The sequence below is a fragment of the Streptomyces sp. NPDC001415 genome (assembly GCF_053597395.1).
Genome location: NZ_JBSFIE010000002.1, coordinates 364,318 through 383,572, shown reverse-complemented (window position 1 = coordinate 383,572; position 19,255 = coordinate 364,318). Strand labels below are relative to the sequence as shown.

Sequence of the window (19,255 nt, the reverse complement as noted above, 5' to 3'; positions counted from 1 at the left end):
ATGAGTGACTGCGCATGTGTGACCGCGCATGACTGACCGCGCATGAGTGACTGCGACTGAGCGAGCGAGGGAGGGCGGCATGGACGGCGTGATCGCGCGTTCCGTACGGGTTGCCCGGCCGCTGCTCGGTCTCTTCCTCTTCCTGCTCGCCCAGGCCGTCCTCATCGAGGGCGGCATGCTCTCGGCCGCCGTCGCGCTCGCCGCGACCGCCGCCGCCGGCTCCGCGCTCGCCGTGTGCGCGACGCTCGCCTCCCGCGCGGTGCCGCAGGTGGCGCGCACCAGGGTGCGTACCGCGATCCGCGACCGGGAACGGCGTACCGCCTTCCTGCCGCAGCGCGACCCCGACGCCTCCGGGCGGCCCCGGCCCCGAGCGCCCGGGGCTCTCGTCCCGACGGCCGCGTAGGGGCACCCTCGTACCTCCGCTCCTCCCGGCTCGTCACGCCGACATGCACGTCACTCACGTGCGTTCACGTGTCATTCCTGACGAGACGCCCCGGAGGGCTTCCTCATGTTCACGTCCCTTTTCAGCGCTTTCGCGAGCCTCGCCGAGCACCTCGCGAGCCTGCTCGAACCGGTCTTCCACGGTGCTTCGACGGCCGCCGCGATCGTGCTTTTCACGGCTCTCGTACGTCTCGCTGTGCACCCACTGTCGCGGCAGGCGGCTCGGGGTCAGAAGGCGCAGGCCAAGTTGCGGCCGCAGATCGCCGCGCTGCGCGAGAAGCACGGCAAGGACAGCAAGGCACTCCAGAAGGCGGTCATGGAGCTGCATGCCGCCGAGAAGGTGTCGCCGCTGTCGGGCTGCCTGCCGAGCCTGCTCCAGATGCCCGCGTTCTTCCTGCTCTACCACCTCTTCTCCAGCAAGCAGCTCGGCGGGAAGGCGAACGCGCTGCTCGACCACACGCTGTTCGCCGCGCCGCTCGGCGGGAACTGGACGCAGGCCCTCGCCGACGGTGGGATCTTCGGTGCGCGGGGCCTGGTCTACCTCGTGCTGTTCGCGATCGTCGCGGCCGTGGCCACCTTCAACTACCGCCGGATGAAGCGGCAGATGGCGGCCACGCCCGTGCCCGTCGTCGCGCCGGGCGGGCAGGACGCGGTGCCCGGGATGGCGGCGATGAGCAAGTTCATGCCGCTGCTGTCGTTCGCGACGCTGTTCACGGTCGCCGTGGTGCCGCTCGCCGCCGCGCTGTACGTCGTGACCAGCACCACCTGGACCGCCGTCGAGCGGGCCTTCCTCTACAAGGACATGCTGCCCGCCCCGGCCGCGCTGGCGACCGCGGCATAGCAGTCGAACCCTGGTTACGGTCCAGTTTGTGAACGGGGTCTTGCGGAGTGGACGTCTTCCTTGGAGGATCGGACGATCCTCCGATGGCCGCTACCCATCGGCCGGGCCCGGCTCGACCAAGGGAGACTGACCATGAAGCTGCTGCGCGTAGGCAACGCCGGTGAAGAGCGCCCCGCGCTGCTGGACGGCGACGGGACCCTGCGGGACCTGTCGGGACTGGTAGCGGATATCGACGGCGAGCTGCTCGCCGACGAGTTCGCCCTGGACCGGATACGGGCCGCGGCCGACACCGGTGTGCTGCCCGCGTTCGAGGACGCCGGGGCGCGCATCGGGCCGCCGGTGGCGCGGATCGGCAAGGTCGTGTGCATCGGGCTGAACTACCACGACCACGCCGAGGAGACCGGCGCCGCGATTCCGGCCGAGCCGGTCGTCTTCTTCAAGGCGGCGGACACCGTGGTCGGGCCGAACGACACGGTGCTCGTACCGCGCCGGTCGGTCAAGACCGACTGGGAGGTCGAGCTCGCCATCGTCATCGGCCGCACCACGCGGTACGTGGGCGACGACGAGGACCCGCTGGCGTACGTCGCGGGGTACGCGGTCTCGCACGACGTGTCCGAGCGGGAGTTCCAGATCGAGCGCGGCGGCACGTGGGACAAGGGCAAGAACTGCGAGACGTTCAACCCGTTCGGACCGTGGCTGGTCACCCGGGACGAGATCCCCGACCCGCAGGCGCTCTCGCTCAAGCTCTGGGTCAACGGAGAGCTCAAGCAGGACGGGTCCACGTCGCAGCAGATCTTCCCCGTCGCGGAGGTCGTCCGGTACGTCAGCCAGTTCATGACGCTGTACCCGGGCGACGTGATCAACACGGGGACCCCGGCGGGGGTGGCCATGGGCCAGCCCGAGCCGAAGCCGTATCTGCGGGCGGGGGATGTTGTAGAGCTGGAGGTCGAGGGGTTGGGACGGCAGCGGCAGCTGCTAAAGGACGCGTAGGCTTTTGGAGCAAGAAGGAGGGCACCATGACTGTCGAGCAGACCGAAGTGGCGCTTGAGGAGTTCGTAGCCTTCGATGCCGCGGCTCCGGAGGGCTTCCACGTCGAGCTGATCAACGGGAGGGTCCTGGTGACTCCGGCTCCGGACGGTGACCACGACGAGAACGTCATGTTCATCGGGGACCAGGTACGGGCGCGCCGACCCGAGCTGCGCATGTACCAGGAGCGCGGGTTGACTGTGCCCGCCTACCGCGCCGGGCGGGCGCGTGTCGGCGGCGCGGTCGCCCCACTCGGGTACTTCCGGGGACAGCCGTCCTGGTCGGACCCTGCGGGCGTTCTCATGGTCGTCGAGGTGACGTCCGGGCGAGAGCAGGACGCCGACATCGACCGGGTCGACAAGCGCGACGCCTACGCTCAGGCCGGGCTCCCCGTCTACCTGCTCGTCGACCGCCATCGTGGCGAGGCCGTCGTGCACTGGGATCCGGAGGGCGGCAACTACCGTCACTCGGCGACGGCCGCCTTCGGTGCCAAGTTGGCCCTCCCCGACCCGTTCGGCTTCGACCTCGACACCTCCGAGCTCGCCTGACGGCTCGTTGAGGCCGGCGCCCCCCCGCACCGGCCTCAGCCCTGCTTCAGCCTCCCCAGCGCCTCCACCACCAGCGCATGATCCTCGGCCTGGGGCAGGCCCGACACCGTGACCGTGCCCACCATCCCGACGCCCTCGACCGTCACCGGGTACGAACCCCCGTGTGCGGCAAAGGAGTTGGGGTCCAGGCGGGACGACTCCTCGAATGTCGTTCCCTTGGCGCGGAAGCGGGCGCCCACCAGGAATGACGGGGCCGCATAGCGTTCGGCGACGCGGCGCTTGCGGTCGATCCAGGCGTCGTTGTCGGCGCTGGAACCGGGCAGTGCGCAACGGAACACCTGCCGCGCCCCGTGCCGTACGTCGATGACGACCGGCGCCCCGCGCTCCACGGCCAGTGAGCGCAGCAGCACCCCGAGTTCCCAGGCGTCCTCGTAGCTGAACTGCCGCAGTACGAGGCGCTGTTGCTCCGCCTCCAGCGTGGACACCGGGTCCGCCGCCGGGCCGCCTTCCGCCGCCTCCCGGTGTGCCGACGTGTCCCGGGCCCTCACAGGGCCAGCTCCACCGTCACGCCCTCGCGGGCCGAGCGGCGGGCCGCCTCCAGGACGTCCAGCGCGGCCGCCGCCTCGTGTGCGGTGACCGGGGGTTCGCCGCCCTCGCGCAGGGCCGTCGCGATCGCCGCGTAGTACGCCGGGTAGTCGCCGGGCACCGTTTCGAGGGGGCGGCCGCCGCCGGTCAAAGGGGACTCGCCGCAGCCCACCCGGCCCCACATCGACTCGGGCTCCACGCCCCAGGGCTCGTCCGCAGAAGGCCGCCTGCCCTCGCGCAGAGCCGCCTCCTGCGGGTCCAGGCCGTACTTCACGAAGCCCGCCGACGACCCCAACACCCGGAAGCGCGGGCCGAGTTGGGCGGTCGTCGCACTGGCGTAGAGGTGGGAGCGGACGCCGCTCGCGTGCGTGATCGCGATGAAGGTGTCGTCGTCGGCCTGGGCCCCGGGGCGGCGCACGTCGGCCTCCGCGTAGACGCGAAGGGCCGGGCCGAACAGGACGAGTGCCTGGTCGACGACGTGGCTTCCCAGGTCGTACAGCAGGCCGCCGATCTCGTTCGGGTCGCCCGATTCGCGCCAGCCGCCCTTGGGTTGCGGCCGCCACCGCTCGAAGCGGGACTCGAAGCGCTGGACCTCGCCGAGTTCGCCGTCCGCGAGCAGCGCCCGAAGGGTCAGGAAGTCGTTGTCCCAGCGGCGGTTCTGGAAGACCGAGAGCAGCAGGCCGCGCTCCTCGGCGAGGGACGCGAGGTCGCGCGCCTCGGCGGCCGTGCCGGCCAGCGGCTTGTCCACGACGACCGGCAGACCCGCCTTGAGCGCGTCGGTGGCGATCGGGACGTGCGTCTTGTTCGGCGAGGCGATCACGACCAGGTCGAGGCCCGCGTCGTACAACTCCTCGGGGGAGCCCGCGATGCGCACGTCCTGGCCGTGCTCGGCGCGGGCCTGCGCCTGACGCTCGGGGTTGGAGGTGACGACCGTGTCGAGGACGAGGCCGTCGGTCGCGGCGATCAGCGGGGCGTGGAAGACGGAGCCCGCAAGGCCGTAGCCCACGAGTCCCACGCGGAGGCCGTCGGTCTGGGGAGCGTTCATGGGATCCTTCATGCCATCCACTTAAGCAACGCTGTTGCCAAAGTGCAAGCAAGAGGGACAATGGGTCGGTGAACAGGAGCAATACGGGTGCGAACCTGCCGGCACTGCGCAACCACAACGCCGCCCTTGTCCTCGACCTGCTGCGGACAGCGGGCGAGGCGGGCATCAGCAGGCTGGAACTCGCCGAGCGCACCGGGCTCACCCCGCAGGCCGTCAGCAAGATCACCGCGCGGCTGCGGGACGAGGGCACGGCCACCGAGGCGGGCCGCCGCGCCTCCACCGGGGGCAAGCCGCGCACCGTGCTCAAGCTGGTGCCGTCCGCCGCGCACGCCATCGGGCTGCACCTGGACCGCGACGAACTGACCGCGGTCCTCGTCGACCTCGCGGGCACCCTGGTCGGCGCCAGGACCGTACCGCTGGACCTCGGCGCGCAACCGTCGTGCGTGGTGGAGGCGGCGGCCGCCGAGGCCGAGGCGCTGACCGGCGGGCGGCGTGTGCTCGGCGTCGGCGTCGCCATGCCGGGCCCGCTCGACCACGACAGCGGGGTGCTGCACCGCGTCACCGGCTTCCCGCACTGGAACGGGTTCCCGCTGCGCGACGCGCTCGCCGAGCGGCTCGGCCGGAAGGTCTTCCTGGACAAGGACACCAACGCCGCCGCCCTCGGCCTCGCCCTGCGCGCCGGCACCCGGGCGGGCTCGTTCGCGTACCTCCACCTCGGTACGGGGCTCGGCGCGGGGCTCGTGCTCGGCGGGGCGCTGCATCGCGGCGCCCGTACGGGAGCGGGCGAGTTCGGGCACCAGACGATCCTGCTCGGCGGGCCCGCGTGCGGCTGCGGCGGGCGCGGCTGCATCGAGGCGCTGTGCCTGGCGGCGGTCGCCCGCGGGGACATCGCGGCCGCGGCCCGCTTCCTCGGAGTGGGCGCGGCCAACCTCGTCGCGCTGCTCGACGTCGACGAGATCCTGCTCGGCGGCCGCACCGTCACCGCCGACCAGGACACGTTCGTACGGGGTGTGGCCGCGGTCGTCGAGGGACGCGCCCGGCGCGGCGGCGCCCCCGAGGTCCCGGTCCGCCCGGCCGCGGGCGGCCCGCACGCCGTCGCCGAGGGCGCGGCCCAGCTCGTCCTGGTCCCGGTTTTCGGCCGGGCGAATGTGGCGTACCCGCAGGCGTAGGGCGGGGTGAGGAGGCAGAGCGGTACGCCTCTGCCCGCAACGCCCATAAGAAGGCCCGATACCTATAAGAAGGCCCGATACCCATAAGAAGGCTCGATGTTGGGCTGATATTGGGCTGATAGGGCGGTCTTCACCGACGTGTCCTGGCCTTGCCGGGCGGGGCGGGCAAGGCGGGGTGTCGGCGCGTGGCAGGCTCGCGGGCCACGACCGGGTCCGACCGGGAGGCGCGGACTCCGGGCGGGCGGCGGCCGCCGAACCCCGAACGCCGCGAGCTGCAAAGGCCCCTCATGCGACTGCGCACTGCCCTCGTCACCGCAGTGGCCGCCGCCACGATCGCCCCGCTCGCGGGGGTGGCCGCGGCCGACGACGGCGGGCTCCCGCCCGGGCGGCACAACGTGGCGCCGCTCAAGCCGGTCGTCACCGCGATGCCCGTCGACCCGCCGCTCAGCCCGAAGCCGCCCGTCTGCGTCGGCCGGACCGGCTCCGAGTTCCCGCTGGACACGAAGATCCACGGCGGGCCCGCCGAGTACCGCCCCGGCGGCGGCAGCCAGGCCTGGTCCCTCGACCTCACCAACACCTCGCGCGAGGCCTGCGACGGCATCCACCCCGTCCTCGTCCTCGTCGACCGGGACCGTACGCTCAAGAACGCCGAGATCCGGATGGAGTTCGAAGACCCGGCCACCGGCCGCAGCCACTCGGTCGCGTTCCTCAGGACCGACGAGGACGAGCACATCGGCGTCTTCGACGACGGCTTCCCCGGGTTCGTCATCGGCGCGGGCAAGACGCTCACCGTGCCGGTGCGGCTCGGATTCACCGCCGACGCCGGGCCCGACCAGGTCACCGCGAACGCGGCGATCGTGCAGCGCCGGGGCGCCAACGGGCAGTGGGTGGGGGAGTCCGGCGACTACCGCTTCGACATCGCGGCCGAGGACGACCTCCTGCGGCAGATCGACAGCGAGCTCGCCGCGACCGGCCGGGGCAGCGCGCTCGCCCACCTCGGTCTCACCGCCGCCGTACTGCTCATCGCGGGCGGCGCCCTGGTGAGCGCGTCCCGCCGACTGCGCACCCGCAGCCGCTGAGAGCCCGCGTCCGACCAGGAGGACGACCCCAGCTGTTCACGTGCTCATGCGAGCATCGCCCCTGTGGAAAACCCGAACGACGCCCTGAACGACGCTCCGTACGACACCCCGTATGACACTCCGTACGACTCCCTGACCGGCTACCCCGAGAACCAGGCCCCCGGCGCCCCCATCCGTTCCGGCATCCCGGAGCACGGACGCATCCCCAAGTACTACGCCGTGAAGGCCCAAGTCGCCCTACTCATCGACGAGTTGGGGGAGGGTGATCTGCTGCCGACCGAGCGTGACCTGGCCCTGCGCTACGAAGTCGCCCGGGAGACGGTCCGTCAGGCGCTGCGCGAGCTGCTGCTCGAAGGGAGGCTGCGCCGTCAGGGCCGGGGCACGGTGGTGGCCGGCGCCAAGCTGGAACAGCCGCTCTCGCTGGCCAGCTACACCGAGGGCGTGCGCCGCCAGGGCCGTACGCCCGGACGCCACCTCATCACCCTCGAACGCTTCCCCTGCCCGCCCGCGCTCGCCGCCGAGACCGGGCTTGAGCGGGGCGAACCCGTCTGGCACATGGAGCGCGTCCTGCTCGCCGACGACGAACGCATGGGCCTGGAGAGCACGTACACGGCGGTGGCCCGCATGCCCGACCTGGACAAGGAGTTCACGCCGGACTCCTCCTTCTATGCCTATCTGCGCGACCGGCTCGGGGTCACGCTCGGGGACGTCGACGAACGCATCGAAACGGTCCTGGCCACACCTCGGGAGGCCCTGCTCATCGGCACCCCGCCCGCGCTGCCGATGCTGCTCATCCACCGGGTCTCGCGGGATGCGGAGGGCCGGCCCCTTGAGCGTGTACGCACCCTGTACCGGGGGGACCGGTTTTCCTTTACGACCCACCTCGGGCGGTGACGGGGGCCGGTGGGGAGCGACTGCGGGCCGTCGGGGCGATTGCGCAGTTCCCCGCGCCCCTGGTGGTACTGGTGCTGGCCGGCATCGAGCATTTCAGCCCGTCCGGCGTTTGAGGACGAGCGCCCTTAAGGCGCGGACGGGGTCTGGGGCGGAGCCCCGGGAGACCGGCTTCACCCCTTTCCAACCCCCGGCGGGTTTCGGGGAGGGGCGGGGCGGCCTCCGGGGTCTGGGGCGGAGCCCCAGGAGGTGAGGTGCCGCGGGGCTTTTGGTAACGGGAACGTAACGGGTCTAGGCCAAGCTTGGGGGGCCGTTCACCGTCCCGTCGCCGTACGGACCGGCGCGGGACACCCGTCCCGAGGAGCGTTGCCGCCGTGAGAGTCATCGTCGTTGGAGCCGGCGTGGTGGGAACCATGCACGCCTGGCACGCAGTGGAGCGCGGCCACGAGGTCGTACACATCGAGCGCGAGAGCGAGGCGCGCGGAGCCTCGCTCCGCAACTTCGGCCAGATCTGGGTGAGTGGCCGTGCGGGCGGTGAGGAGCTGGACACCGCGCTGCGCGCCCGCGAACTGTGGGAGGGGCTCGGGGCGCGCGTCCCCGGGCTCGGCTTCCGGCCCAACGGCTCGCTGACCCCGCTGCGTACCGGCCTCGAACTCGCCGTCGCCGAGGCCGCGTTGAGCCGAGAGGACGCCGCCGCCCGCGGCTACGAACTCCTCACCGCCGACGAGGCCCGCGCCCTCAACCCCGCCCTGCGCGGCGACTTCACCGCCGCCCTGTGGTGCGAGCGGGACGCCGCCGTCGAGCCCCGTACCGCCCAACTCGCCCTGAAGGCTGAGCTGTTGGGCTCCACGAGGTACACGTACCTCGGTGGTCGGGAGGTTCGCGAGGTCATCGGTGGCGACGCGGTCCGTGACGATCACGGTGATGTGCACCGCGGTGACGTCGTCGTCCTCTGTACGGGCGCCTGGCTCGGCGGGCTCGTGCGGGAGCTCGTGCCCGAGCTGCCCGTGCGTCGCGTACGGCTCCAGATGATGCAGACCGCGCCGCTCGGCGAGCCGCTCACGACCTCCGTCGCCGACGCCGACAGTTTCCGCTACTACCCGGCGTACGCGAGCGAGGCCCTCGACGCGCTCAACGCCGGGCAGGCGCAGGACGCGACCGCCGCCGCGCACAAGATGCAGCTCCTCATGGTGCAGCGCGAGGACGGCGGGCTGACCATCGGCGACACCCACGAGTACGAGCACCCCTTCGCCTTCGACGTCCTGGAGGAGCCGTACGAGCACCTCGTCCGGGTCGTCGAGTCCTTCCTCGGCCGGCCACTGCCCAAGATCCAGCGCCGCTGGGCCGGGGTCTACGCCCAGTGCACCGACACCTCGCGCGTCGTGCACCGCCAGCAGGTGCGGGACGGGGTGTGGCTGGTGACCGGCCCCGGCGGACGCGGCATGACGTGCTCCCCGGCCATCGCCGAGAAGACCGCCGACGAACTGGGCTGGTAAGGGAGTTGACCACCTTGGAGTTGACCGCGATGAACACGTACAACCTGGTCGTGCTCGACATGGCGGGAACCACCGTCGCCGACGGCGGGCTCGTCGAGCGGGCCTTCGCGAGCGCCGCCGGGCGGCTCGGCGTCGAGCCGGGCTCGGCCGAGCACGCCACCATGCTCGACTACGTCCGCGCCACCATGGGCGAATCCAAGATCTCCGTCTTCCGCCACCTCTTCGGCGACGAGGCCAAGGCACGGACCGCGAACACCGCCTTCGAGGAGGCGTACGGAACGCTCGTCGACGGTGGGCTCATCGCACCGATCCCGGGCGCCCGCGAGGCGATCGAGCAGCTCAAGGCGCAGGGCCGGACCGTGGTCCTCTCCACCGGCTTCGCCCGCGTCACCCAGGACGCGATCCTGGAGGCCCTCGGCTGGCAGGACCTCGTCCCGCTCACCCTGTGCCCGGCCGACGCGGGGGGCCGCGGCCGCCCGTACCCCGACATGGTGCTCAGCGCCTTCCTGCGTACCGGCGCGGTCGACTCGGTGCGCGACATCGCGGTGGCCGGCGACACCTCGTACGACATGCTCAGCGGCGTACGGTCCGGGGCGGGCATCGTCGCGGGCGTGCTGACCGGCGCCCACGGGAACGAGGCCCTTGCCGAGGCGGGCGCCACCCACGTGCTCGCCTCTGTCGCCGAACTCCCGGATCTCATAAGTGAGTTGGAGGCCGGGAAGTGAGCGGCGCGGCCCCGCCGGGTGCCGTGCGCAGTGGCATCCGCTTCGACGGCGTCACCGTCGCCTACCACGGCAACGTCGTCCTCGACTCGCTCGACCTCACCGTCGAACCCGGCGAGGTCATGGCCCTGCTCGGGCCCTCCGGCTCCGGCAAGACCACCGCGCTGCGCGCCGTCGCCGGGTTCGTCCAGCCGGTGCGGGGGCGGGTGTTCATCGGCGAGCGCGACGTGACCCTGATGCCGCCCCATCAGCGCGGCATCGGCATGGTCGTCCAGCAGTACGCGCTCTTCCCGCACATGCGGGTCGAGGACAACGTCGCGTTCGGGCTGAAGGCGCAGAAGGTCGCGAAGGGCGAGATCCCCGGGCGGGTCGCCGAATCCCTCGCCATGACCGGCATGGAGAGCTACGCCAAGCGCTACCCGCGCGAGCTCTCCGGCGGGCAGCAGCAGCGCGTCGCCATCGCGCGCGCGCTCGCCATCCGCCCCGACGTCCTCCTCCTCGACGAGCCGCTCTCCGCGCTTGACGCACAACTGCGCTCCGGGATGCTGACCGAACTCGCCCGGCTGCACCGGGAGTTGCCCGACGTCTCCATCCTGTACGTCACCCACGACCAGGTCGAGGCGCTCACCCTGGCCGACCGCATCGCCGTCATGGACAAGGCCCGCCTCCAGGACTGCGGGAGCCCGCAGGACCTGTACCGGCGGCCGCGTACGGAGTTCACGGCGTCGTTCGTGGGCAACGCGAACCTCCTGCCGGTGCGGGTGGGGGCGGGGTCGGTGCTGTTCGGCGACACCGAGCTGTCCGTCGCCACCGATTCGGTCGCCTGGGGGGCGACGGCCACGCTGTGCGTACGGCCGCACCTGGTCGGGCTCGGACCCGGGCCCAATGCCTTGCGAGGCAGGATCGCGGAGGTGCAGTGGCGGGGGGCGACGCATCGGCTGTACGTCGATGTGGCGGGGCATCGGGTGAAGGCCGACGTCCGCGAACTCCGGGTCACCCCGGCGCTGGGGGATGCGGTCACCCTGCACTTCGCCGCCGAAGACGCGGTGCTGCTCTCCGCAGGGGTGGGCAATGGCCAGGCGTAGCCCGGCGGTACTGAGCAGTGACCCGGCACTGGGGGCTGTGCCCACCGGTTCCGCCCTGCCGAGCCCACAGCGAGGCAGGAAGAAGCAAGTACCCACGCTTCTATGGACGTTGCCCCCCGTCGCCGTACTGGCCGCCGTCTTCCTCTACCCCCTCGCACTCGTCGTCCAGCAATCCCTCACCCCCGACTCCGGCGGAACCTCCCTCCAGCCCTACGCCGACGTCTTCGCCTCCGCCGCCTTCCGCGACGCGCTCGGTACCACCATCTGGCTCGCGGTCGGCGCGACCGTCGGATGTCTGGTGCTCGGGTTCCTGCTCGCGCTCGTCATCGCGTTCGTGCCGTTTCCCGGCGGGAAGGCCGCAGCCAAGTTCATCGACGTGTTTCTTTCCTTCCCGTCCTTCCTGATCACGCTCGCCCTGCTGTTCATCTACGGCACGGTCGGCATGGCCAACGGGCTCTGGACGGACGTCACCGGTGCGCACAGCGGGCCGTTCCAGTTCCTGGCCACGCCCTGGGGCGTGCTGCTCGCGGAGATCACGTACTTCACGCCCTTCGTGATGCGCCCGCTGCTCGCCGCGTTCTCCCAACTGGACACCGGCCAGCTGGAAGTGGCGTCCTCGCTGGGCGCGCGGCCGGCCAGGATCGTAGGGCGGGTGATCCTGCCCGAGGCGCTGCCCGCGCTCGCGGCCGGCGGCTCGCTGGTCCTGGTGATGTGCCTCAACGAGTTCGGCATCGTGCTGTTCACCGGCGCCAAGGGGGTCACCACGCTTCCCATGCTCGTCTACAGCAAGGCGATCCTGGAGTCGGACTACCCGGCTGCCTGTGTCGTCGCCGTCGTCAACATCGCGATTTCCGTGGGCCTTTACGGCCTCTACCGGGTGGTGAGCCGTCGTGTTGGTGCATAGCCGGCGCGGCCGCTGGGCCACGTACCTCGTCTTCTTCGTCCTGTTTCTGCCGGTCTTCGCGCTGCCGTTGGTCGTCATCGTGGCCGCGTCGTTCGCGACGACCTGGTCGAGCGCGTTTCCCTCCGGGTTCACGACCGCCAACTACGGCGCGGCGACCACCGGGGACTCCCTCCAGGCGCTCACCACCAGCCTGGTCACCGCGCTCGCGGCGAGTGTCCTCGCGCTGACCGTGGGGTCGTGGGCGGCGCTCGCGGCGGCCGCCCTGAAGAAGGGCGGACGGCGGTTCATGGACGCCCTGTTCGTGCTGCCGGTCGCCGTGCCCTCCGTGGTCGTCGGCCTCGCGATCCTCGTCGCGTTCTCCAAGCCGCCGGTGCTGCTCAACGGGACGCGCTGGATCGTGATCCTCGCGCACACCGTCCTCGTCATGGCGTTCGCCCACCAGTCGGTCTCGGCCGCCATCCGGCGTCTGGACCCGATGTACGAACAGGCCGCCGCCTCCCTCGGCGCCAGGCCCGCGTACGTCCTGTGGCGGGTGAAGCTGCCGCTCCTGCTGCCGTCCCTGACCGCGGCCGCAGGGCTCTGCTTCGCCCTGTCCATGGGCGAGTTGAGCGCCACCATGATGCTCTACCCGCCGGACTGGACCCCGCTGCCGGTGCAGGTCTTCGCGGCCACCGACCGCGGCTCCCTCTTCACCGGCGCGGCCGTCGCCGTGGTGCTCATGGGAACGACGCTGCTCGTCCTGTTCGCCGTCTCCCGCATCCGTACCAAAGCCTCCTTCCGCTGACCCGAGAATCTCAGGAGTCCCGAACGTCATGCACAGAAACACCCTCACCGCACTCAAGCCGATCGCCGCCGTCACCGGCAGCCTCGCCCTCGCCGCCACCCTGACCGCCTGCGGCGGCGACTCCTCCGCCGACTCCAACGCGAAGACCGTCACCGTGTACAGCGCCGACGGCCTCAAGGGCGAGAAGGGCGACGGCTGGTACGACAAGGTCTTCAAGGACTTCGAGGCGAAGACCGGCATCAAGGTCAAGTACGTCGAGGGCGGCTCCGGCGAGATGGTGCAGCGCGCCGTCCGCGAGAAGTCCAACACGCAGGCCGACCTGCTCATCACCCTGCCGCCGTTCATCCAGCAGGCCCAGGACAAGGGGCTGCTGCAGAAGTACGTTCCGGCCGGCGCGGACAAGGTCGACGGCGGGGCCAAGTCACCCGACGGCATGTGGACTTCGGTCGTCAACAACTACTTCGGGTTCGTCTACAACAAGAAGGAGCTGAAGGAGGCCCCCAAGAACTGGGAGGACCTCCTCGACACCAAATACAAGAACAAGATCCAGTACTCCACGCCGGGTGTCGCGGGCGACGGCACCGCGCTCGTCATCAAGGCCATGCACGACTTCGGCGGCAAGGAAGCCGCGATGGAGTACCTGCGCAAGCTCCAGGCCAACAACGTCGGCCCGTCCGCCTCCACCGGCAAGCTCGCGCCCAAGGTCGACAAGGGCGAGCTGCTCGCCGCCAACGGCGACGTACAGATGAACTACGCCCAGGCCAAGACCATGCCCAACCTCGGCATCTGGTTCCCGGGCACCGCGAGCGGCACCAAGCCGTCCTCCTTCGGACTGCCGTACGCGGCCGGCCTGGTCAGCAAGGCGCCGCACAGCGCCAACGGCAAGAAGCTCCTCGACCACATGCTGAGCGAGGAAGCGCAGAAGGAGGTCAGCGCGATCGGCGGCGGCTTCGCGGCCCGCGCCGACATCAAGGCCACCGACGCCGACGCGGTCGCCCTCGGCAAGCTGATGCAGGGCGTCGACGTCTTCCAGCCCGACTGGATGGACATAGCCAAGAACCTGCCGGCGTACGTGGACGCGTGGAAGTCCGCCACCGGAAACTGAGCCGCGGCCGAACGCTGATCGCCCAGGTCGGGATCGGCGGATCGTGGCTAGGCTGGGGGCGCCGGCAACGCACAGCGCGGTGCGCCGGCGTCCCCAGCTCATCGCTCAGCAGCGCGCGAAGACCGCGCAGAACGCAGGAGTCCGCACCCATGGCAGAGCGCAAGCCGATCGAATCCTGGCTCACCGACATGGACGGTGTCCTCATCCACGAGGGCACCCCCATCCCCGGGGCGGACGCCTTCCTGAAGGGCCTCAAGGAGTCCGGGAAGCCCTTCCTCGTGCTCACCAACAACTCGATCTACACCCCGCGCGACCTGCAGGCGCGCCTGCAGCGCATGGGCCTGGACGTGCCGGTCGAGAACATCTGGACCTCGGCGCTCGCCACCGCGAAGTTCCTCGACGACCAGCGGCCCGGCGGCACCGCGTACGTCATCGGCGAGGCCGGCCTGACCACCGCGCTGCACGACATCGGGTACGTCCTGACCGACCACGAGCCGGACTACGTCGTCCTGGGCGAGACCCGTACCTACAGCTTCGAGGCGCTCACCAAGGCGATCCGGCTGATCAACGGAGGGGCCCGGTTCATCTGCACCAACCCCGACGAGACCGGGCCGAGCCAGGAGGGCCCGCTGCCCGCCACCGGCGCGGTCGCCGCGCTCATCACCAAGGCGACCGGCAAGAAGCCGTACTTCGCGGGCAAGCCCAACCCGCTGATGATGCGCACCGGCCTCAACGCGATCGGCGCGCACTCCGAGACCAGCGCCATGATCGGTGACCGGATGGACACGGACGTGCTCGCGGGCCTGGAGGCCGGCATGCAGACGTTCCTGGTCCTGACGGGGCTGACCCGGCCGAACGACGTGGAGTCGTACCCGTTCCGGCCGTCCAAGATCGTCGACTCGATCGCGGACCTGGTGAAGCTGATCTGACCCGTCCGGGGCGCACGGGGCGCCCGTCCGGCGGAGCCGCCACGCCCTCGGGGTGCGGAATGCGGGCTCACACGCGAATCTCGGTTGCAGGAGGTTCACGATGCGCATCCGCCCCATCACCATCTGTGCGGCCGTGGCGGCCGCCGCCCTGACCGTGCTCCCCGGGTCCCTTGCGGTGGCCGAGTCCGAGCAACACGGATCGGTGCGGGTGACCCCGGGCACCACGGCCCCGGGCGGGGAAGTGGATCTGCGGATCAGGGTGTGCGGCGGCCGGGAGGCGGTCGCCGGCTCCGACGCCTTCGTGTCGGAGGCCCACTTCATGCCCGCCGCCGACGGCGGTCTCTTCGCCCGGGCCCGGATCCGTGTCGACGCGCAGGACCGCGACTACGACATCTGGGTCACCTGCAAGGACAGCCCCGGCAAGGCGAGCGGCCGCCTCACCGTGGTCCACGGCGAATCGCACCACCACCATGACCACTCCCGGCCCACCCCGTTCCGGCCCGTGCACGCGGGCGGCGGCGGTACTGCGACGCCGGCCGCGGTCGAGGCCAGGGAGCAGGGCCCGGGCACCGTGCACACGGTGATCGGCCTCGCGCTCGCGGCCGTCGCGGCGGTCGCCGTGGCCTCCCGGAGCGTACGGCGTCGGCGCAGCGGCGACTGACATGTCCTCGGCGCAGGGCAGTGGGCGGCTCACCGGCCTCGCCTGGGCCGTGCTGCTGCTCGGCCTGTGGCTGTGGGGCCGGGACGCATCCAGCGGCTCCGGCAGTACGTCGGCGCCCACCACCGGTGACATCGCGGCCGTGGGCCGGCCGCTCGGCGTGCCGCTGCCCCCCGCGCACGAGCCGCTGAAGGGCGTGCTGCCGCAGCGCGTGGAGATCCCCGCTCTGGGGGTCGCCGCGCCGGTCGTGCCGCGCAACCTGGACGCCGATGGCGCGGTCGACCCGCCGCCTTACGACCGGCCCGGCACGGTCGGCTGGTTCGGCGGCGGGGCCCGGCCCGGCGAGGAGGGCGCCGCGCTCCTGGTCGGGCACGTGGACACCGAGAGCAGGCCGGCCGTGTTCTACGGACTGAGTTCGGCCCGCCCAGGCCAGCATGTCAAGGTGACCCGCGCCGACGGCTCGATCGCCGAGTTCACCATCGACGACGTCCAGGTCTTCCCCCGCAGCCACTTCGACGCCGCGAAGGTGTACGGGCCCCGGCAGCACGGGCGTGCCGAGCTGCGCCTGATCACCTGCGGCGGAACGTACGACCGCAGGACGAAGGCCTACACGGCGAACGTGGTGGTCTCGGCCTATCTGACCGACGCGAGGGACGCGGCCCCTTCGAAGCCGCCGAAGCCCTGACCGCCGCGCGCGGGAGGCCGGGCCCGGACCCCGGACGGCCACCGGGCACCTGGCCCGGCCGATGGCCCGCTCCCCCCGGAGCCGCCGGCCGGGCTGGTCCTCGACCGCAGGCGCAAGGGCTGCGGGAGAAGCCCGGCGCCGCCGCGGGAGGTTCAGTGAGGTCGGGAGCCCGTGAGACGACCCGAGCGGGGCTCGACGCCATCACTGTAGAACCGATGTACGCACCTGGCCTAGACCCGGTTAACGCCAAGTCCCTTGAGCGACACCCTGAGTTGGGAGCCGGAGCCGGAGCCGCGACGTATTCGGACAACTCGGGCTGGATGTACGGGAGTTGTGCCAGGGCCGTGGTGCGGTCCTGCGTGCTGGCCGCCGCGACGGCCCTCCTCGCCGCGGGCTGCGCCGGATCCGGCAAGGGCTCGGCCCCGAGCTCGGCGCCCTCCCGGCCGTCCCGACTACCCACCGCCACAGGCCAGTTCTGGGTGGACCCCGACACCAGCGCGGCCCGCCAGCTGGCCGCGTACACGGAGGCCGGTGACGGCGAGAAGGCCGCGCTCATGAAGAAGATCGCCGAGCGGCCGGTGGGCGAGTGGATCGCCGGGAGCGATCCCGATCCGGAGGCGGTGGTGCGCGGCTACACCGAGGCCGCCGCCAAGGCCGGCCGCACGGCGCTGCTCGTCCTCTACAACATCCCGCACCGCGACTGCGGCCAGTTCTCCAAGGGAGGCGCCCCCGACGACGACGCCTACCGCAACTGGGTCGACCAGGTGGCCCGCGGCATCGCGGACCGCCCCGCCACGGTCGTCCTGGAACCGGACGCCGTCGTGCACCTCGTCGACGGCTGCACCCCGAACGCGCTCCACGAGGCGCGGTACGCGCTCCTCAAGGGCGCCGTCGAGCGGCTCAAGCGACAGCCGGCGACCAAGGTGTACGTGGACGCGGGCAACGCGGGGTGGCGCTCACCGGAGGCCCTGGACGAACCGCTGCGGCGGGCGGGCATCGAGAGCGCCGACGGGTTCGCGGTGAACGTCTCCAACTTCCAGACGACGCGGGCGAGTCGGGAGTTCGGGGAGCGCCTGTCGGCGAAGGTCGGCGGCAAGCACTTCGTGATCGACACGAGCCGCAACGGCAACGGCCCCTACACGCAGGGCGACCCCGCCGAGAACTGGTGCAATCCGCCGGGCCGGGCCCTCGGTGAACCGCCGACGACGCATACGGGGGACGGCCTGGTCGACGCCTACGTCTGGGCGAAGCGGCCGGGTGAGTCGGACGGCCCGTGCAGGGGCGGCCCACAGGCGGGGGCGTGGTGGCCGGAATACGCCCTGGGCCTGGCGCGTAATTCCCGCTGAGCGGCCCCGCCGGACGTCGGGAACGACCGAGGCCCCCTCGCGCTGGGCGAGGGGGCCTCGGTGGTGCGTGCGCCGCCAGGGACTCGAACCCCGGACCCGCTGATTAAGAGTCAGCTGCTCTAACCAACTGAGCTAGCGGCGCCTGCTGACTCGGAAAACTTTACCGGACTCCTGAGGGTGGTTTTGACCAGCGCCACGCTGTCAGATGTTCGTTTTATCCGTTTCGTTCCGTCAAACTGCTACACATTATGACAATTACGACACAGCTGTCCGTGTGGAGGCACGGAAAAGATCTCCGAAGTCTCCAAGTCTCCGAAGTCTCCGAGAACGAAAAGAACGGGAGGGGAAGCGGATGAAGGCCAGTACACCGGGGCCGGTGTTCGAGGACTACGAGCCCACGGGAGCGTGCGGCTGCCCCGGCTGCGCGGACCGGCGGCGGCTGCGGCTGCTCCCGGTGCGCGACGGCGGCCACCCCGCGGCGAGCCCGGGCGCCCGCCGCGCGCTCGTCGCGGCCACCGCGGCCTCGATGGTGCTGGGGGGCTCCGCGGTGGCCGCGGCCACCCCCATCCCGCTGCCCGGGGGACCGGGCGCCAACACGCCGGCCGACCCCGGGCCGCCCACCGAGCAGGGCGGCCCGAGCGGGCTGCACGGCGCGCCGGGCCAGCCGGCGCAGGGCGCACCCCCCAAGCTGCGCCCGGTCACCCGGGCCCAGATCATCAACCGGGCCAAGACCTGGGTGGCCGCGTCAGTCCCGTACAACATGGACGCGTACTGGACGGACGGGTACCGGCAGGACTGCTCCGGCTATGTGTCGATGGCGTGGGACCTCGGCAGCAACGAGTGGACGGGGAGCCTGGACCGGTTCGCCGCGCGGACGAGTCGTAACGCGCTCCAGCCCGGCGACATCCTGCTCTTCCACAACCCGAGCAACCCGTCCAAGGGCTCGCACGTCGTGATCTTCGGCGGCTGGACGGACCACACGCACAACTACTACACGGCCTACGAGCAGACCCCGCCGGGCACCCGCAAGCAGGCCACCCCGTACGCGTACTGGAAGAACTCGGCCAAGTACGTGCCCTACCGGTACAAGGGGCTCGCCACGGGGAGCGGCGGCGGGGAGACCGGCACGGAGAGCGAGGGCTCGGCGTTCCCGGGCGCCGCGAAGTTCGGGCCCGGTGCCAACAACGCCTATGTCACGCGGCTCGGCCAGATGCTGGTGCGGCGCGGCGGAAGCCGCTTCTACACCGAGGGGCCGGGACCCCGCTGGACCTCGGCAGACCTGAACGCGACCCGGGCCTTCCAGCAGGCCCAGGGCTGGACCGGCGCGGGCGCCGACGGGATTCCCGGGGCGCGGACCTGGGCGCTGCTCGTGGAGGGCGGCGGCAAGGACATCCCCCCGGCCCCGGCGGCCCCGGCCCCAGCCCCGGTTCCGACCCAAGCCCCGGTCCCGGCCCCGGCTCCGACCCAAGCCCCGGCTCCGGCTCCGGCCCAGGCCGTGACTCCGGTCCCGGCACCGGCTCCGGATTCGGCTCCGGATTCGGATTTGGCCCTGGCTCCGGCTCCGGATGCGGCTGCGGATTCCGATTCGGATTCCGATGCCGATTCCGATTCGGCTTCGGGTTCGGGTGGTTCGCAGGCCGTGCGGCCGGCCTATCCCGGCCTCGGCCACTTCCGGCCGGGCCAGGACAGTCCTTACGTCACCCAGCTCGGTCGGCAGCTCGTGATGAAGGGCTTCGGCATGTACTACACCTCGGGGCCCGGGCCGTACTGGGGCGAGGAGGACCGGCGCAACGTCGAGGCGTTCCAGCGGGCCCAGGGCTGGTCCGGCGCGGACGCCGACGGCTACCCCGGCCCCGAGACCTGGCGGCGACTCTTCGCGTGACCGCGTGACCGCGTGACCGCGTGACCGCGTGACC

20 protein-coding genes and 1 tRNA gene are annotated in these 19,255 nt (G+C 71.7%); 18 read left to right on the top strand and 3 right to left on the bottom strand.

The window, feature by feature from the left end:
• The first annotated feature begins 79 nt into the window (after positions 1-79).
• The 4 genes from ACWC2B_RS03910 to ACWC2B_RS03895 all read left to right on the top strand — a co-directional run bounded on the left by ACWC2B_RS03910 (position 80) and on the right by ACWC2B_RS03895 (position 2,856).
• Positions 80-403, top strand: coding sequence for a DUF6412 domain-containing protein (locus ACWC2B_RS03910; protein WP_450714827.1), 324 nt, complete (start codon positions 80-82; stop codon positions 401-403).
• Between the two features lie 105 nt (positions 404-508).
• Positions 509-1,282: a YidC/Oxa1 family membrane protein insertase gene (locus ACWC2B_RS03905; protein ID WP_450714826.1), complete on the top strand. Its 774-nt coding sequence runs from the start codon at positions 509-511 to the stop codon at positions 1,280-1,282.
• Positions 1,283-1,414: 132 nt separating this feature from the next.
• Positions 1,415-2,272, top strand: a complete 858-nt coding sequence (locus tag ACWC2B_RS03900; protein ID WP_450714825.1) for a fumarylacetoacetate hydrolase family protein — start codon at positions 1,415-1,417, stop codon at positions 2,270-2,272.
• A 26-nt stretch (positions 2,273-2,298) separates the two neighbouring features.
• Entirely contained in the window at positions 2,299-2,856 is a 558-nt protein-coding gene (locus ACWC2B_RS03895; RefSeq protein ID WP_450714824.1) for a Uma2 family endonuclease, read from the top strand.
• Positions 2,857-2,891: 35 nt separating this feature from the next.
• On the opposite strand, the gene ACWC2B_RS03890 is transcribed toward ACWC2B_RS03895, so the two are convergent.
• Positions 2,892-3,404, bottom strand: coding sequence for a heme-degrading domain-containing protein (locus ACWC2B_RS03890; protein WP_450714823.1), 513 nt, complete (start codon positions 3,402-3,404; stop codon positions 2,892-2,894).
• Positions 3,401-4,486 carry a Gfo/Idh/MocA family oxidoreductase gene (locus ACWC2B_RS03885; protein WP_450714822.1) on the bottom strand — a complete coding sequence of 362 codons (1,086 nt, stop codon included), beginning with the start codon at positions 4,484-4,486 and terminating at the stop codon, positions 3,401-3,403. The genes ACWC2B_RS03890 and ACWC2B_RS03885 overlap by 4 nt, the downstream gene beginning before the upstream one ends.
• Positions 4,487-4,554: 68 nt before the next feature.
• On the opposite strand from ACWC2B_RS03885, the gene ACWC2B_RS03880 reads away from it, so the two are divergent.
• The 13 genes from ACWC2B_RS03880 (at position 4,555) to ACWC2B_RS03820 (ending at position 17,339) form a co-directional block, all read left to right on the top strand.
• Positions 4,555-5,655, top strand: a complete 1,101-nt coding sequence (locus tag ACWC2B_RS03880) for an ROK family transcriptional regulator (protein WP_450714821.1) — start codon at positions 4,555-4,557, stop codon at positions 5,653-5,655.
• Between the two features lie 287 nt (positions 5,656-5,942).
• The gene (locus tag ACWC2B_RS03875) at positions 5,943-6,734 is read left to right on the top strand and encodes a hypothetical protein (RefSeq protein ID WP_450714820.1); all 792 of its coding nucleotides are present in this window, start codon (positions 5,943-5,945) and stop codon (positions 6,732-6,734) included.
• Positions 6,735-6,866: 132 nt separating this feature from the next.
• Positions 6,867-7,628 (top strand): GntR family transcriptional regulator, encoded by a 762-nt coding sequence (locus tag ACWC2B_RS03870; protein ID WP_450714890.1) that lies wholly within the window; start codon positions 6,867-6,869, stop codon positions 7,626-7,628.
• 371 nt (positions 7,629-7,999) lie between these two features.
• Positions 8,000-9,121: a TIGR03364 family FAD-dependent oxidoreductase gene (locus tag ACWC2B_RS03865; RefSeq protein ID WP_450714819.1), complete on the top strand. Its 1,122-nt coding sequence runs from the start codon at positions 8,000-8,002 to the stop codon at positions 9,119-9,121.
• Between the two features lie 29 nt (positions 9,122-9,150).
• On the top strand, positions 9,151-9,846 hold the full coding sequence (locus ACWC2B_RS03860) for a phosphonatase-like hydrolase (RefSeq protein ID WP_450714818.1): 696 nt from the start codon (positions 9,151-9,153) through the stop codon (positions 9,844-9,846).
• The gene (locus tag ACWC2B_RS03855; protein ID WP_450714817.1) at positions 9,843-10,928 is read left to right on the top strand and encodes an ABC transporter ATP-binding protein; all 1,086 of its coding nucleotides are present in this window, start codon (positions 9,843-9,845) and stop codon (positions 10,926-10,928) included. The genes ACWC2B_RS03860 and ACWC2B_RS03855 overlap by 4 nt, the downstream gene beginning before the upstream one ends.
• Positions 10,915-11,832, top strand: coding sequence for a 2-aminoethylphosphonate ABC transporter permease subunit (locus ACWC2B_RS03850; RefSeq protein ID WP_450714816.1), 918 nt, complete (start codon positions 10,915-10,917; stop codon positions 11,830-11,832). Before ACWC2B_RS03855 ends, ACWC2B_RS03850 begins: the two co-directional genes overlap by 14 nt.
• Positions 11,819-12,616, top strand: coding sequence for an ABC transporter permease (locus tag ACWC2B_RS03845; protein ID WP_450714815.1), 798 nt, complete (start codon positions 11,819-11,821; stop codon positions 12,614-12,616). The genes ACWC2B_RS03850 and ACWC2B_RS03845 overlap by 14 nt, the downstream gene beginning before the upstream one ends.
• Positions 12,617-12,644: 28 nt before the next feature.
• Positions 12,645-13,721 (top strand): 2-aminoethylphosphonate ABC transporter substrate-binding protein, encoded by a 1,077-nt coding sequence (locus ACWC2B_RS03840; protein ID WP_450714814.1) that lies wholly within the window; start codon positions 12,645-12,647, stop codon positions 13,719-13,721.
• A 149-nt stretch (positions 13,722-13,870) separates the two neighbouring features.
• Complete coding sequence (locus ACWC2B_RS03835) at positions 13,871-14,650, top strand: HAD-IIA family hydrolase (protein WP_450714813.1); 780 nt, start codon at positions 13,871-13,873, stop codon at positions 14,648-14,650.
• A gap of 100 nt (positions 14,651-14,750) precedes the next feature.
• Positions 14,751-15,311, top strand: a complete 561-nt coding sequence (locus ACWC2B_RS03830) for a hypothetical protein (RefSeq protein ID WP_450714812.1) — start codon at positions 14,751-14,753, stop codon at positions 15,309-15,311.
• 1 nt (position 15,312) lies between these two features.
• The gene (locus ACWC2B_RS03825) at positions 15,313-15,993 is read left to right on the top strand and encodes a class F sortase (RefSeq protein WP_450714811.1); all 681 of its coding nucleotides are present in this window, start codon (positions 15,313-15,315) and stop codon (positions 15,991-15,993) included.
• A gap of 320 nt (positions 15,994-16,313) precedes the next feature.
• On the top strand, positions 16,314-17,339 hold the full coding sequence (locus ACWC2B_RS03820; protein ID WP_450714889.1) for a glycoside hydrolase family 6 protein: 1,026 nt from the start codon (positions 16,314-16,316) through the stop codon (positions 17,337-17,339).
• Between the two features lie 68 nt (positions 17,340-17,407).
• Here the strand turns inward: ACWC2B_RS03820 and ACWC2B_RS03815 are convergent.
• Positions 17,408-17,481 (bottom strand) — tRNA-Lys (locus ACWC2B_RS03815).
• A 210-nt stretch (positions 17,482-17,691) separates the two neighbouring features.
• On the opposite strand from ACWC2B_RS03815, the gene ACWC2B_RS03810 reads away from it, so the two are divergent.
• Positions 17,692-19,221, top strand: coding sequence for a peptidoglycan-binding protein (locus ACWC2B_RS03810; protein WP_450714810.1), 1,530 nt, complete (start codon positions 17,692-17,694; stop codon positions 19,219-19,221).
• The last annotated feature ends 34 nt before the right edge of the window (positions 19,222-19,255 follow it).

Excerpts from the sequence above, each read along its gene's own strand:
- ACWC2B_RS03910 (WP_450714827.1), top strand. The coding sequence starts at position 80 with ATGGACGGCGTGATCGCGCGTTCCGTACGGGTTGCCCGGCCGCTGCTC.
- ACWC2B_RS03905 (WP_450714826.1), top strand. The coding sequence starts at position 509 with ATGTTCACGTCCCTTTTCAGCGCTTTCGCGAGCCTCGCCGAGCACCTC.
- ACWC2B_RS03900 (WP_450714825.1), top strand. The coding sequence starts at position 1,415 with ATGAAGCTGCTGCGCGTAGGCAACGCCGGTGAAGAGCGCCCCGCGCTG.
- ACWC2B_RS03895 (WP_450714824.1), top strand. The coding sequence starts at position 2,299 with ATGACTGTCGAGCAGACCGAAGTGGCGCTTGAGGAGTTCGTAGCCTTC.
- ACWC2B_RS03885 (WP_450714822.1), bottom strand. The coding sequence starts at position 4,486 with ATGAACGCTCCCCAGACCGACGGCCTCCGCGTGGGACTCGTGGGCTAC.
- ACWC2B_RS03875 (WP_450714820.1), top strand. The coding sequence starts at position 5,943 with ATGCGACTGCGCACTGCCCTCGTCACCGCAGTGGCCGCCGCCACGATC.
- ACWC2B_RS03860 (WP_450714818.1), top strand. The coding sequence starts at position 9,151 with ATGAACACGTACAACCTGGTCGTGCTCGACATGGCGGGAACCACCGTC.
- ACWC2B_RS03850 (WP_450714816.1), top strand. The coding sequence starts at position 10,915 with ATGGCCAGGCGTAGCCCGGCGGTACTGAGCAGTGACCCGGCACTGGGG.
- ACWC2B_RS03840 (WP_450714814.1), top strand. The coding sequence starts at position 12,645 with ATGCACAGAAACACCCTCACCGCACTCAAGCCGATCGCCGCCGTCACC.
- ACWC2B_RS03835 (WP_450714813.1), top strand. The coding sequence starts at position 13,871 with ATGGCAGAGCGCAAGCCGATCGAATCCTGGCTCACCGACATGGACGGT.
- ACWC2B_RS03830 (WP_450714812.1), top strand. The coding sequence starts at position 14,751 with ATGCGCATCCGCCCCATCACCATCTGTGCGGCCGTGGCGGCCGCCGCC.
- ACWC2B_RS03825 (WP_450714811.1), top strand. The coding sequence starts at position 15,313 with ATGTCCTCGGCGCAGGGCAGTGGGCGGCTCACCGGCCTCGCCTGGGCC.
- ACWC2B_RS03820 (WP_450714889.1), top strand. The coding sequence starts at position 16,314 with ATGTACGGGAGTTGTGCCAGGGCCGTGGTGCGGTCCTGCGTGCTGGCC.
- ACWC2B_RS03810 (WP_450714810.1), top strand. The coding sequence starts at position 17,692 with ATGAAGGCCAGTACACCGGGGCCGGTGTTCGAGGACTACGAGCCCACG.